The sequence below is a fragment of the Embleya sp. L77 genome (assembly GCF_055557415.1).
The window spans coordinates 331,906-344,437 of record NZ_CM145709.1; the positions used below are offsets into that span (position 1 = coordinate 331,906).

Annotated in this window: 17 protein-coding genes; 6 read left to right on the forward strand and 11 right to left on the reverse strand. The window is 72.2% G+C overall.

Going from position 1 to position 12,532, the window contains the following annotated elements; translation table 11 throughout:
* Positions 1 to 336 precede the first annotated feature (336 nt).
* Positions 337 to 834, forward strand: coding sequence for a GtrA domain-containing protein (locus ACZOOI_RS01235; RefSeq protein ID WP_465278963.1), 498 nt, complete (start codon positions 337 to 339; stop codon positions 832 to 834).
* A gap of 254 nt (positions 835 to 1,088) precedes the next feature.
* Here ACZOOI_RS01235 and ACZOOI_RS01240 read toward each other — a convergent pair whose 3' ends face one another.
* The 4 genes from ACZOOI_RS01240 to ACZOOI_RS01255 form a co-directional block, all read right to left on the reverse strand.
* Entirely contained in the window at positions 1,089 to 1,538 is a 450-nt protein-coding gene (locus ACZOOI_RS01240; protein ID WP_465278964.1) for an RICIN domain-containing protein, read from the reverse strand.
* 83 nt (positions 1,539 to 1,621) lie between these two features.
* Complete coding sequence (locus ACZOOI_RS01245) at positions 1,622 to 2,053, reverse strand: DUF732 domain-containing protein (protein WP_465278965.1); 432 nt, start codon at positions 2,051 to 2,053, stop codon at positions 1,622 to 1,624.
* A 203-nt stretch (positions 2,054 to 2,256) separates the two neighbouring features.
* On the reverse strand, positions 2,257 to 3,495 hold the full coding sequence (locus tag ACZOOI_RS01250; RefSeq protein WP_465278966.1) for a cytochrome P450: 1,239 nt from the start codon (positions 3,493 to 3,495) through the stop codon (positions 2,257 to 2,259).
* 145 nt (positions 3,496 to 3,640) lie between these two features.
* Positions 3,641 to 4,219 carry a TetR/AcrR family transcriptional regulator gene (locus tag ACZOOI_RS01255; RefSeq protein ID WP_465278967.1) on the reverse strand — a complete coding sequence of 193 codons (579 nt, stop codon included), beginning with the start codon at positions 4,217 to 4,219 and terminating at the stop codon, positions 3,641 to 3,643.
* Between the two features lie 298 nt (positions 4,220 to 4,517).
* Here ACZOOI_RS01255 and ACZOOI_RS01260 point away from each other — a divergent pair, with 298 nt between their 5' ends.
* Positions 4,518 to 5,123 (forward strand): hypothetical protein, encoded by a 606-nt coding sequence (locus ACZOOI_RS01260; protein ID WP_465278968.1) that lies wholly within the window; start codon positions 4,518 to 4,520, stop codon positions 5,121 to 5,123.
* Between the two features lie 136 nt (positions 5,124 to 5,259).
* Here the strand turns inward: ACZOOI_RS01260 and ACZOOI_RS01265 are convergent, their stop codons facing one another.
* Entirely contained in the window at positions 5,260 to 5,898 is a 639-nt protein-coding gene (locus ACZOOI_RS01265; protein WP_465278969.1) for an NUDIX domain-containing protein, read from the reverse strand.
* A gap of 309 nt (positions 5,899 to 6,207) precedes the next feature.
* Between ACZOOI_RS01265 and ACZOOI_RS01270 the strand changes: the two genes are divergently transcribed.
* Positions 6,208 to 6,678, forward strand: a complete 471-nt coding sequence (locus ACZOOI_RS01270) for an N-acetyltransferase (RefSeq protein WP_465278970.1) — start codon at positions 6,208 to 6,210, stop codon at positions 6,676 to 6,678.
* Positions 6,679 to 6,744: 66 nt separating this feature from the next.
* On the opposite strand, the gene ACZOOI_RS01275 is transcribed toward ACZOOI_RS01270, so the two are convergent.
* Genes ACZOOI_RS01275 through ACZOOI_RS01285 form a run of 3 tightly spaced genes read right to left on the reverse strand, consistent with a single transcriptional unit; the run spans position 6,745 to position 8,604 of the window.
* On the reverse strand, positions 6,745 to 7,395 hold the full coding sequence (locus tag ACZOOI_RS01275; RefSeq protein ID WP_465278971.1) for a hypothetical protein: 651 nt from the start codon (positions 7,393 to 7,395) through the stop codon (positions 6,745 to 6,747).
* On the reverse strand, positions 7,385 to 8,101 hold the full coding sequence (locus ACZOOI_RS01280; RefSeq protein WP_465278972.1) for a 2OG-Fe(II) oxygenase: 717 nt from the start codon (positions 8,099 to 8,101) through the stop codon (positions 7,385 to 7,387). The genes ACZOOI_RS01275 and ACZOOI_RS01280 overlap by 11 nt, the downstream gene beginning before the upstream one ends.
* Positions 8,098 to 8,604, reverse strand: a complete 507-nt coding sequence (locus tag ACZOOI_RS01285; protein WP_465278973.1) for a methylated-DNA--[protein]-cysteine S-methyltransferase — start codon at positions 8,602 to 8,604, stop codon at positions 8,098 to 8,100. The genes ACZOOI_RS01280 and ACZOOI_RS01285 overlap by 4 nt, the downstream gene beginning before the upstream one ends.
* Positions 8,605 to 8,981: 377 nt before the next feature.
* On the opposite strand from ACZOOI_RS01285, the gene ACZOOI_RS01290 reads away from it, so the two are divergent.
* A complete protein-coding gene (locus ACZOOI_RS01290; RefSeq protein WP_465278974.1) occupies positions 8,982 to 9,533 on the forward strand; it encodes a GNAT family N-acetyltransferase in 552 nt (183 codons plus the stop codon).
* Between the two features lie 254 nt (positions 9,534 to 9,787).
* Here the strand turns inward: ACZOOI_RS01290 and ACZOOI_RS01295 are convergent, their stop codons facing one another.
* Together ACZOOI_RS01295 and ACZOOI_RS01300 are read right to left on the reverse strand one after the other, a co-directional pair.
* Positions 9,788 to 10,123, reverse strand: coding sequence for a VOC family protein (locus ACZOOI_RS01295; protein ID WP_465278975.1), 336 nt, complete (start codon positions 10,121 to 10,123; stop codon positions 9,788 to 9,790).
* A 134-nt stretch (positions 10,124 to 10,257) separates the two neighbouring features.
* The gene (locus ACZOOI_RS01300; protein WP_465278976.1) at positions 10,258 to 10,644 is read right to left on the reverse strand and encodes a TetR/AcrR family transcriptional regulator C-terminal domain-containing protein; all 387 of its coding nucleotides are present in this window, start codon (positions 10,642 to 10,644) and stop codon (positions 10,258 to 10,260) included.
* 172 nt (positions 10,645 to 10,816) lie between these two features.
* Between ACZOOI_RS01300 and ACZOOI_RS01305 the strand changes: the two genes are divergently transcribed.
* Positions 10,817 to 11,200, forward strand: coding sequence for a DUF488 domain-containing protein (locus ACZOOI_RS01305; protein ID WP_465278977.1), 384 nt, complete (start codon positions 10,817 to 10,819; stop codon positions 11,198 to 11,200).
* Between the two features lie 13 nt (positions 11,201 to 11,213).
* Here ACZOOI_RS01305 and ACZOOI_RS01310 read toward each other — a convergent pair whose 3' ends face one another.
* The gene (locus ACZOOI_RS01310; protein ID WP_465278978.1) at positions 11,214 to 11,843 is read right to left on the reverse strand and encodes an NADPH-dependent F420 reductase; all 630 of its coding nucleotides are present in this window, start codon (positions 11,841 to 11,843) and stop codon (positions 11,214 to 11,216) included.
* Between the two features lie 226 nt (positions 11,844 to 12,069).
* On the opposite strand from ACZOOI_RS01310, the gene ACZOOI_RS01315 reads away from it, so the two are divergent.
* Positions 12,070 to 12,441, forward strand: a complete 372-nt coding sequence (locus ACZOOI_RS01315; RefSeq protein ID WP_396010274.1) for a winged helix-turn-helix transcriptional regulator — start codon at positions 12,070 to 12,072, stop codon at positions 12,439 to 12,441.
* Positions 12,442 to 12,532: the final 91 nt, after the last annotated feature.

Genomic DNA, 12,532 nt, shown 5'->3' on the forward strand with positions numbered 1-12,532 from the left:
TGCAGCGCGACACGGCGCGACACAGCTGGGACACAGCTGGACCGAACCGGGCATCGGACGGAGCAGGCGGAGCGGACGGCCCCCGAGCGAACCGGCCCGGGGCGACCCCACAACCGTTCCGTGCGGACACGTCACGCGGGCGAAAATCGGGTGCGCCGGACGCCGGTCTTCCAGCAGGCTGGGGGTCGGCACGGCCGTCCCGAAGCGAGGGACGGAGTGCCCGGAGGCCAAGCGGGAGAGGGGTTTCGGCGAACCACCGTGTTTTTACCGAACACCTCGCGCGCACCGGGTGAATCAGGAACGTCTCTGGCCTCATTCGTTTCTAGGCTGAAGGACATGAAGACCACGGGGAAGAACACCAACGCAGCCGGCGGCAGGGCCGGGAAGTCCGGTTCGATCGCCGCGTTCGCGCGGTTCGTGGTCTTCGGTGGCGGCACCGGGATCGCCTCCTCGGGCGCGCTGGTCGTGCTCTCCGGCACGATGCCGATCGCGGTCGCCAACGCGTTCGTGACCGTGGTCTCCACGGTGGCCGCCACCGAGCTGCACAGCCGGTTCACCTTCGGCGGCGGGCGTGCCGGATTGCGCGCCCACGGCCAGTCGGCGCTCAGCGCGCTGGTCGCCTACCTGTTCACCACGGCCGCGGTGCTCGGCCTGCACGCGGCGGCGCCGGGCGCGGGCGTCCTGGTCGAACAGGGCGTCTACCTGGGCGCGTCCGGCCTGGCCGGGATCGGCCGGTTCGTGGTGCTGCGCCTGTTCGTCTTCGTCCGCCCCGCTGCCCGCCCGCGCCCGGTCACCCCGGCACTCGCACGCACCCACGTGGTCGCCGCCGCATAGTCGCAACGCGAGCCGGGCCGGCGGCGGCCATCCCGTCTCCGCCCGCCACAGCAGGCGCGGTTCGCACGGCAGGGCCGTCACACCCCGGGCGGTACCGTCACCGCGGTTCGAGGCCCCCACCACTGCCAGGCAGGCCCGCGGCGACCCGACCCGCCTCGCACGACACGGTCACCCGGCCCGGACGGCACGGTCAGCGCGCCCGAGCCGCCCCGGACGGCACGGTCACCGCGCCCCAGTCGGCCCGGACGGGACGGTCAGCGCGGTTCGAGCGCCCACCACTGCGAGGCGCGGTCGGTGTCCTCCCACTGCCGCACGTTGCCGCCGGGCTCGGTGCTGCCGTCCGCCACCTCCAGGAGCAACCCGCTGACATAGTTGACCAGCGTGACCCGGCCCGGCGCGTCGGCGTGCTGCTCCAGGATCCACTCCTGCGCACCGAAATTGTTCGCCCGCCACAGCTGCACGTTGGCCCCGTTCTCCTCCGAGGCCCCGGTCACGTCCAGCCGCTTCCCACTGGTCACGTGCTCCACGTGGTACACCGCACCGCCCGCGTGCACGGCGGTGATCCGCCAGTGCTGCGCGCTCGTACCGTCCTCCACGCCCTGCCACACATTGGCCCCACTGTGGGTCCGCCCGCCCTCGACTTCGAGGACCAGCCCGCTGTGCACATTCCGCAGCACGTACACGCCCTCGTCAACGCCACCCACGTCGCACCCCTGGTCCCGATCCACGATCTTGAACCAGTCACCCTTGCACGCCGCACCCACATTCCGCCCGCCGGCCCACGTCCCTACTTGCGCCCTCCGTTCGGGCAGTAGCCGGTCATGGCGGCGTTGGTGATGGCCAGGGCCTCGTCGTGGGTGTAGGTGACGCCCATGATGCGGCTGGCGATCTCTTCCCGGTCCTTGCCCATCTGCACCCACCCGCAGGCCACGTTGGCCATGCTCAACAGGACGCCCAAGTCGGCCTTCCCGTCCACGAGTTGCGGTGCGGAGCGGCCGAGCTCGGCGACGAACCTGGCATCGGTGGGCGAGCGGCTCCCATCGGCCGGCGAGGAGTCCGGCCGCCCGGCCGCGGCCGGACCCGCCGCTTCGCCGTCTCCCTTTCCCTGCACCAGACTTGCCACGAACACGGCGGCGCCGATCACCAGGACGATGGCAACACATGCCCCCACGACACGGTTGCCGATCCGTCGACGCCGCTGCGGCGGTTGATTACTCACGGGACTCCCCACAGTCGGATGCCGCGGAGGCTACGCTCCCGAACCCCCCGAACGGGCGTCCTTCACCGACTCGTGATCCATTCCGCGCCGAGCCGGTCCCTCCGACAGCATGACGGCGCCGCCCGCTGCTCCCGTAGCGGACGGCGCCCGTCGTGTTCGGCCGGGTCACGAACGTGTGACCCCGACCGGGTTCCGGTGGGCTACTACTTGCCCGTGTAGTTCACCTGGAGTTCCTTGATGCCGTTGATCCAGGCGTGCCGCAGGCGTCGGGGGTCGGCGGCCTTGGTGATGTCCGGCATCGCGTCGGCGATCGCGTTGAACATCAGGTTGATCTCCATCCGGGCCAGCGACGCGCCCAGGCAGAAGTGCGGACCGCCGCCGCCGAAGCCCAGGTGCGGGTTCGGGTTGCGGGTGATGTCGAACTTCATCGGGTTCTCGAACACGTCGGCGTCGTAGTTGGCCGAGCTGTAGAAGATGCCGACCCGCTGACCCGCCTTGATCTCCTGGCCGCCGAGCACGGTGTCCTGGGTCGCGGTGCGCTGGAAGGACATCACCGGCGAGGAGTAGCGCACGATCTCGTCCGCCGTGGTCTCCGGCCGCTCCGCCTTGTACAGCTCCCACTGGTCGGGGTTGTCGAAGAACGCGAGCATGCCGTGGGTGATCGCGTTGCGCGTGGTCTCGTTGCCCGCGACCGCCAACAGCAGGACGAAGAAGCCGAATTCGTCCGAGGACAGGCTGCCGTCGGACTCGGCGGTGATCAGCCGGGTGACGATGTCCTGCGCCGGGCACGCCTTGCGCTCCTCGGCCATGCCCATCGAGTACAACATCAGTTCGGCCGCGGCCTGCGCGCCGACCTCGGTGGACTCCGCGTACTCCGGGTCGTCGTAGCCGAGCATCTTGTTCGACCACTCGAAGATCTTCTTGCGGTCCTCCTGCGGTACGCCGATCAGCTCCGCGATCGCCTGCAACGGCAGCTCGCACGCGACCTCGGTGACGAAGTCGCCCGAGCCCTTGAGCTTGGCGTCGCGCACGATCTGTGCGGCCCGCTCGGTCAGCGCGGCCTGGAGCGCGTTGATCGCCCGGGGCGTGAAGCCGCGCTGGACGATGCTGCGCAGCCGGGTGTGCTCCGGCGGGTCGATGTTGATCATGATGAGCTTCTGCGCATCGATGTTGCTCATGTCCATGCCCTCGGCGAACCGGATGATCGCCGTGTTCTTGTTCGTCGAGTAGATCTCCGGCTTGGTGGAGACCTCCTTGACGTCCGCGTGCCGGGTGACCAGCCAGTAGCCGTCGTCGCCGAAGTTGGAGACCTCGGGCGTCTGCGGGACCCACACCACCGGCGAGGTCTTGCGCAGCTCGGCGAACTCGTCGAGCGGGATGCGCGTGGTGTACAGGTCGGGGTCGGTGGGGTCGAAGCCGTGGTCGAGGACCGGACACGTCATGGTGGAACTCCCGTTGCCGGAGGGTGTGCGAGGTCGCCGCGGGAACCGGCCGGGGACGAGTGCCGGGAAGCGCGGTGGTGCGGTGATGCGGTGCTGCGTACCGGCCACCGGTGGTGGGCCGGTGGTGGTGGGTGCGAAGTGCTGGTCAGGTCCCGGCAACCGGGCCCGGCGCCCTGCGGCGTGGGCCCAAAAGCTTGCGGACCACGCCGCGCAGGATGTGCGCGAGTTCGTCGTCGGGCAGTTCCGGGAAGGCGGCGACGGCGGAGTAGATGCCGCCCATTGCCACGGCCGTGGATACGCGGTACTCGATCGAGTCGTCGACGTCGTCGAGGACTTCGCGCACCCGTGCGGTGATCGAGGCGAGTCGGGGCTGAATGGCGGGGTGGCGTCCGATCGCGACGTCCCGGTCGAGGATGACGGCGAGGGTGCGATACCGGATGAGGAAGTCGACGTAGCCCTCGAACAGCAGGCGCTGGCGGGCGGTGCTGCCGCGCCTGCTCTCGGCGACCTCCAACACGCGGTCCAGATCGTTCAGGGCCGGGCGCAGGAGGGCGTCGAGCAGTTCGTCCTTGGTGCGGAAGTGGTAGTAGAGGGCGGCCTTGGTCACCCCGACCCGGTCGGCGATGGCCTGCAGCGAGGTGCCGGCGAAGCCCTGTTCGCCGAACAGTTCCTCTGCCGCCTGGAGCACCTTGTCATAGGTGTCCTCGGGTGCCGGGATCGCCACGGGTCCCCCTTCCTGTTGGGCATGAACATACGTCTACCTCTGCCAATCGACAAGGCTGATGGGGCGTCAATTTTCATCTCGGCACCGTTGTTCGCAAGGAAAGTGGCTTGCCGTTCGGCCAGGGCCGGAGGTGGCCGGACTGACGGTCGAGCAGGCCGGCGAAGCCCCTGCGGGGCGAGCGGGTCGGACCGGGGCACCGGGGTGGGCCGGACCGCCGCACCGGGGCGGGCCGAACCGCCGACCCGTCGGCGTCGATCGCTGCCGCCCGCGGCCGGGTTCGCGCCGGTAGGTTGCCGCCATGAGCGACTTCGACGCCCGCATCGATGCGGAGCGGCGGCGGCCGGCCGACCCGGCGGCCGGAGCCGGCACGGGACCGACCGCGAGTCCACCCGCGGACTGGGCCCGGATCATCGAACGCATCGGGATCCTCCTGGCCGCGACGGCGGCGGAGTTCGACAGCCGGGGCGTCCCGGCGCTGCCGGTCTTCGGCTACCCGCCCGGGCGAGGGCCGGCCCGGCTCTTCCGCCGGCGGCCGATCGTCGTCGATCGGCGTCGACCGGTCCTGGACCTGTTCTCGCTCGACCGCGCGGGCCGGCCGTTCCTGGAACGCGGCGCCGTACCGGCTCGGGAGGTCTGGCTGCGCAACTCGCACCCCGGTCGGGCCGACGCGTTGCGCGCGGCCGTGCTCCGAGCCGGCCTGACCCCGGACACCCCGACCCTGCTCGCGGGGCCGCCGATCGTGCTCGACCCGGACGAGGCCGCGCGCACCGGCCGCGTCGGCGGCTGCTTCGGCGTCGCGACCGACGGCACGCTGCTGGTGTATCCGCCGCCGGCCGATGCCGCGCCGATCCCGCTCGTCGAGGTGCTCACGAGGGCCGTGACGAACGACGCGCCGCAAGGCTGAGCGGCGCGACCAGGGGCTCATCCGGGGCCGGTTGCCCCATGAGTCTGCCGCCATCGACACACGAACAGCGGGCGACGAGCGGGGAGCGGCCGGCACTCGATCGCCCGATCGCCCGCTCGCCCGGTCGCCGCGCGGATCAAGTCGCGGCCTCCACATACATCGGCCGACCGCTGTCACGAGCCCGCAGCGCGGCCCACAACCGCTGGGCCCGCTCCGCCGGCATCGCCGCCGCGCCCTGATCCGGCGTCAGCAGATGCCAGGCCCGCAACTCGTCGGCCTGGAGCCTAATTCCGGCGAGTCGACGCGGGGTCAACACACCGCCGTCGAACAACCAACGCATCCCACCCCGGTGCCCGTCCACCGGCGCCACCCACTGGGCGACGAGCAGGTTCGGCGGCCCGTCCAGGGCGATCCCCAACTCCTCCCGAACCTCCCGCACACAGCCCGCCCACGGCGACTCCCCCGGCTCGACCATCCCGCCGGGAAACTCCAACCCCGGCTTGTAGTCCGGCTCGACGAGCAGCACACGTCCCTCGCCATCGAAGAACAACGCCCCGGCAGCGGTGGTCAACCGGCCCGCCGCGCCCCGGTCCGCTCCCCCGTCCGCGCCGCCGTCGATCCGGCGATCCGCGGCATTCTCCGCAAGGCGATCCGAAGGGCCGCCCGTATGGGTGCCGCCATGACTCTCCGCCCGGGTGCCGGCGTGACCGGCCGCACGGCCGTCCCGATGACCGTCCGCATGGGTGCCTGCGTGGCCGTCCGCTTGGTTGTCCATGACCACGAAGTCTGGCCCAGCCCGCACGCCGGCGATCGAAGGGGTCCCGGTCCGACGGGCGAGGTGCGCACGACTCGGCCCGTGGACCGTCAAGGTCGAACCCGTGACCGTCGTGTTCGATGGGCAATTGGCCGGCGCGGTACGCGAGGCGGCAGCCGACATCGAGGGACTCGGCTACGGCGGCCTCCGCGTGCCGCCCCCGACAAGGGCCGCATGCCACTCGCGGGGTGGCGCGAACCGTTCGCGCCGGCCACCGAATGCCATCAACCCGCGGTCGCCCGGACCCATCAGCCCACGTAGGCTCCCGGCATGGCTGAACCCACCTTCGTCCCGACGGATTTCGTCGTGCCCGCGCCGCCGAGCACCCCGTCCTTTCGTCTGGAGCCACTGGCCGCCCGGCACAACCGGGCCGATCTGGCCGCATGGTCGTCGAGCATCGAGCACATCCGGGCCACCCCCGGCTTCGCCGATCGCCATTGGCCACCACTCGACGGGCTGTCCGCGGACGACAATCTGCGTGATCTGGTCCGGCACGCCGACGACTTCACCAAGCGCACCGGCTTCACCTACACCGTGCTCGACAACGGCGGCAATGCCGGTGACTACGACGTGATCGGCTGCGTCTACATCTACCCGGACCGGAACGACCCCACCATCACCTCGGTGCGCTCCTGGGTTCGGGCCGACCGGGCCGAACTCGACGAGCCGGTCTACCACGAGGTCTCCGCGTGGCTGGCCGAGCACTGGCCGTTCGAGCGGATCCGGTACGCGAAACGGTAGTCGGCACCGATCCCGCCGGCGCCGATCCCGCCGGCGCCCGCCCCGGCCACCTCGACCCGGCCGTCCTCAGCCCGGCCGGGCCGCCGCCCACCAGGGCCCGTCGTCCCGATCGGGATCGGTGATCGCGTCCGCCAACGAGGCGAAGGCGTACGTGCGTCGCGGATCCCAGTCGGTACTGCGCAGCAGCCGGTCCCGCATGCCCGCCCAGCCCGGTGCCGCACCCGCCACCACCCACGCGTCCGGAGCCTGGGCGGTCAGCCGCAACGCCGGGCGCAGCCACGACGCGGCCTGCTCCGGCCACGAGACGAGGGCCAGCACCTCGCCCGGCCAGGCCGCCGCGAGCGCATGCGCCGCCGCGGTCGAGGCGCGGTCTCGCCCGTGCCCGATCGCCAGCGTCCGGCAGCCGGTCAACCGGCCCAACAGCGCGGCCAGTTCGGCGTCGGTGTGCGGCGCCGGCGGGCGGCCCTTCCAGCGGGCGTAGGCCGCCGGCAGACACACCGCGCACGGCCGGAAGCCGGCGGCGACCGCGACGGCCTCGTCCGCGAAGAACACCCGACTCGCCACATAGCCGCCGCGCGCGATCGCCCGCAGCGCACTACGGCAGTCCAACCGCCCGTACAGCCGACCGTTCGTGGTGCCGCCCAGCGTGCCGGGGGTCGAGCTGCGGTAGGGCCGCCCGTCCGGCCCGATCAGCGCGTACATCACCTCACGCCGCATCGTGGAAGACCAGGCCGAGCGTGCGGCGCAGCCCGGTGTGCACGGTGCTGACGCCGTGCCGCATCGGCGCCGCCGACCAGCCGCGCGCCGAACGGATCGGCCGGTCCCGGGTGGTGAAGATCAGCCCGTGCCCCTGCGGCAGGCTGATCGCGGTGCCCCGCGACTGGGCCCGGAATCGCTGCTCGGCCATCAGGAACTCGCCGCCGGTGTAGTCGACTCCGGGCTCGTCCAGGCCGATCACCACCTGGAGCGGGAAGACCAGGTCGCCGTACAGGTCCCGGTGCAACGCGTTCCAGTCTCCCGGTCCGTAACGCAGCAGGATCGGCGTCGGCCGGGTCTGGCCCGCCGCGTGACACATCGTCAGCCACTCGTCCAGGGTGTCCGGCCAGGGTGCGGGCCGACCCAGACGGTCGGCCCACGCGCGGGCGATGGGCAGCAGGTGCGGGTAACAGGACGCGCGCAGCGTCGCGATCGGCTCCGGGACCGGCGCGGCGAAATAGCGGTAGCTCCCCGAACCGAAACGATGCCGGGCCATGTCGATGGTGGCCCGGAAGAGTTCCGGGCGGTCGTACAGCTCGGCGATCTCGCGGCAGGTGTCCGGGTCCAGGATCCGGTGGGTCAGCGCGTGGCCGTGCTCGTCCACGTGCGCGGCGAGTTCCGTGGTGGTCGCCGGCTCGGCGGCGAACAGTGTGTCCACGGCGCTCACCGCACCTGCGCCGGGAGGGCGCCTTCGTGGCCGAGCAGGTACTCCTTGCGGTCCAGGCCACCGGCGTACCCGCGCAGCGCGCCGTCCGCACCGATCACCCGGTGACACGGCCGGATCAGGAGCAGCGGGTTGGCGCCGATCGCGGTACCGACCGCGCGCACCCCCGCCCGCGAGGTGCCCACCCGTTCGGCGATCGCACCGTACGTGGTGGTGGAGCCGTACGGGATCTCGTCGACCGCGGCCCAGATGCGTTCCTGGAAGGCCGAGCCGCGCGGCGTCATCGGCAGGTCGAAGACGCGCAGGTCGCCCGCGAAGTAGGCGGTGAGTTGGCGGACCACTTCGGCGAACGCGGCCGGGTCCGGGCGCGAATCGGCGGCCACGACGGCGCCGCCCTTCTGGCCCGGCACGGACAGCGAGGCCAGCGCGAGCGTGCCATCGGGGCGTTCGTCGCCGATCAGCAGCAGCTCGCCGAGGGGGCTGTCGAGGGTGGTGTGGACGGTCATGAGCGCTTCCTTCGTCGAGACCGCGGCGGTCGCCGCGGGCACCGGCCGGTTGCCGTGTGCACTGGTCACAGGTGCTTCCGGGTTCCACTGTGCGCGATGGCGAGCCCATCGTCCGGCGGGAATCGGACATGGCGTTGAACCCTGATTCGAACGCCGATCCGGCAGCGGAGCACGTGCCGAATCGCATGCCGAGCGGGTGCCCGGCGGGCGCCGAATCCAATGCCGGACCACCAGGCCCCGAACCAAGCCCCCGCCCAAGCGCCGAATCAAGCACCGAGTCGAGCGCGGTCGCGGGCTCGCCACAGGCCGCGGCGGGGTCGGGGTCGCGGCGGGGCCGATCCGAACGGGCCGTGCGGCGCGTCGGGCAGGATGGTCCGATGATCGAAACGGACCGTCTCCTGCTCCGCCGCTGGCGTGACGACGACCTGCCCGCGCTCACCGCGATGAACGCCGACCCCGAGGTGATGCGCTACGTGGGCGACGGCCTGCCGCGAACCCCCGAGCAGAGCGCCGCCGCCCTGGCGGAGTATGAACTCGCCTGGGAGACCCGCGGGTTCGGCCTTTTCGCGGTCGAACTGCGCACCTCCGACCCGGGCCCGGTCGGTGCGCTCGCGGGCTGGGTGGGCCTGGCCGTACCGGAGTTCCTGCCCGAGGTGATGCCCGCCGTGGAGATCGGCTGGCGACTGGCCCGCCCGTACTGGGGACACGGCATCGCCACCGAGGCCGCCTTCGAGGTACTGCGCTTCGCATTCGAGTACGCCCGCGTACCGCGCCTGATCTCCATCTGCCACGTGGACAACACCGCATCCCTCGCGGTGATGGGCAAGCTGGGCATGACCGAGGAACGCCGCACCACCGTCCCCGCCCACGGCAAACCGGTCCTGGTCACCGAACTCCCCCGCGGCCGCTACCTACGCGCCCACCCCTGACCCGAGGTGAGCGACATCGCGGGTCCTGCTTCGGACGGGCACGGTGGGAACGGACCGTGCCGCAACGGGCGCCGGAGGGCCGCGGCGCAATCGCGGCGACCGAGAGGCGGCACCCGGTGGGGCAGTCATTCGCGCAGCGGACGTGCACACAGCGGACGTCCACGCAGCAGACGCACGCCCATGAACGACGACCGGCCGCCGACACCGACCGGGACCGGTCACGGTCCCCATCGATGTCGGCGGCCGGTCGTCGTTCAGCCCGAGATGCAGAATTCGTTGCCCGCCGGGTCCTGCATCGTGGTCCAGTCCAGTCCGGGCGCACTGCGCTCGGCCACCACCGTTGCGCCCAGGGCCACCAGGCGCTCGACCGCGGCCGGGCGGTCCGCTGTGGAGAAGTCCACGTGCACCCGGTTCTTGCCGGCCCGGTCCTCCGGGACCTGCTGGAAACCGAGGACCAGGGGCTGGGCCGCGACCATCACGAACCCACCGAAGTCCTGGGCGATCTCCACGCCCAGTGCGTTCGCCCACCACGCGGCCAGTGTGCCCGGATCGGCGCAGTCGATGGTGATCATCTCTTGTTTCAATTCCATACGCGCACGATAGGAGCCGGGTCCGACATCGCGGCCCACCCTCCTCACCGGAGTGTCGCATTGCGCACCGACACCGACACCGACACCGACGCGGCGCGCCCCCGCGACACGCACCGGCCCGGCCTCGGCCGCGCTCAGGAGCGGGCGGCGATGCCTCGGATCAGCGTCCGGGCCGTGCTCGCGGCGAACTCGGCCACCGTCGGGCCGTCCTCGATGCCCATGAAGTGCCGCAGGAACGCCCGCTGGTAGCACGCGCCGAGCAACATGGCGGCGGCTGCCTCGGGGTCGGCGTCCGGGTCGATCCGGCCCCGGTCGCGTTCGACCGTGAGGTAGGCCGCGAGCAGCCGCAGCGGGACGTGCGGGCCGGCGCCGATGCCGCGCAGCGCCTCGCGATGGCGGTGCAGCAGCGCGGGTTCGGCGAACAGCGACGAGGCGATCGGCATGCTCTGCTCGTAGAACTCGGCCACCCGGCTCGCGATCGCGGCCAACCGCCGCTCGACCCGGTCGGCGCCGGACTCCACGGACCCACCGGAGCCACTGGAACCGCCGAAGCCATCGGAGCCACTGCGACCTACCGCCGACCGGTGGGCATCGCGTACTGAATCCGCACGGGATCGGGCACCGCGCCGGCCCGTGGTGAGATCGCCCCGAGCCGGGTACAGGCCACCGATCACCACACGAGCGGGAGGCCCGATGGCTCGGCGCGACACCACCGGCGGACCCACCATCACCGTGCGCCGGGTCTACGAGCCGGCCGATCCGGACGACGGCCTGCGCGTCCTGATCGACCGGCTGTGGCCGCGCGGCATCGCCAAGGCGGATGCCCATCTCGACGAGTGGCCCAAGGAGTTGACCCCCTCCACCGAGCTGCGCCGGGCCTGGCACGCCGGTGGCCTGGCCGAGGAGGTGTTCCGTGCCCGCTACCGCGACGAACTCGACACCGCACCCGCGCACGCGGCCCGCGCCGCGCTGCTCGCCCGGGTGGGCGACGGCCGCCTCACCCTGCTCACCGCCGTCCGCGATCCGGACCACAGCCACGTACCGGTCCTGATCGAGTACCTGGGCGAGGACTCGTAGGGACGCCGCGGCCCTACCCGTGCGCGTGTTCCGCCGCCGGCAACATCGTCCGCGGGTCCTGGTCGGCGAACCACATCCCGATCACGATCGCCGCGGTCGCCTCCAGGTAGCCCGCCCGATCCAACCCGCCGACCGGCAGCGGCACCGCGCCCAGCGCCGCGACCAACGTGTGCGCCAAGGCGAGCGCGTTCGGGTCGTCCGCGCACAGCGGCACGGCCAGTCCCGCCGCGTGCGGGCCCGCCCACAACTCGGCCGCGCCCAGATGGAAGGCCTTGACCACGTGCGCCCCCGGCGCCGCGTCCGCGAGCGTGCGCGCCGCCGACGGCCCACCGTCGGTGGTCAACATCAGGCCGCCCGGCCCCGGCACGATCGGGTTCGCGCAGTCCAGCACCGCCTTCCCCACCAACAGGCCCGCCACCGGCGGAATCACCTCGGCGGTCGCGGCGTGCCCGACCGCGGCCAATACCGCGTCACCGTGCTCGGCCGCCTCGGCGAAACCGCCCGCCCGGGCCCCGATCCGCTGCGCCAATGCCTGCGCCCGCTGCGCCGAACGTGCCCCGATCAGCACATCGTGCCCGGCCTCGACCCACTTGGCGCCCAACGCGCCCGCCATGTTGCCCGCACCCAGAATTCCGATTCGCACCGCAGCCACCCCGCTCGCCTCGAGAGGTCGTCCCCGACCCTCGCCGTCTCCGACCCCTCGAAGCTAGGCGGGCCGATCCACACCATTCGGTAACCATCGACCGGGCCACAATGGACCCATGACCGAGCCCGGGGGCAAGTACGACGTGACCCGACGCGAAGGCGAGCACGCCGCGACCCGACACGAGGGCGAGCACGACGTGACCCGACACGAAGGCGAGCATGTCGTGACCGAACACGAAGGCGAGTTCGTCGCCGACTGTCGCGCCCGGATCGGCTTCGACCTGCTCACCAACCGCTGGAACAGCGTGGTCGTCTACGCCCTGGCCCACGGCCCGATGCGGCCGGGCGCGCTGGCCGCGCAGATCGGCGGGATCAGCGCCAAGGTGCTCAACGAGACGCTGCGCCGCCTCGAATACCACGGCCTGGTGATCCGCCGGGCCTACGCCGAGGCCCCGCCGCGCGTCGAGTACGCGCTGACCGACCTCGGCGAGACCCTCCTGGTCCCGTTCCGCGCACTCGGCGCCTGGTCGGTCGAACACGGCCACCGCGTCCTGGCCGCCCAGGACGCGGCGGACGCGGCAGCGAACACCGGTTGAGGAACCGGGCTCCCGACCATCGACCGAAGTGAACGAGCCGGCTCCAGGCCCCCGACTCCCGGCTCCGGCTTCCTGCTCCCGAGCACCGATC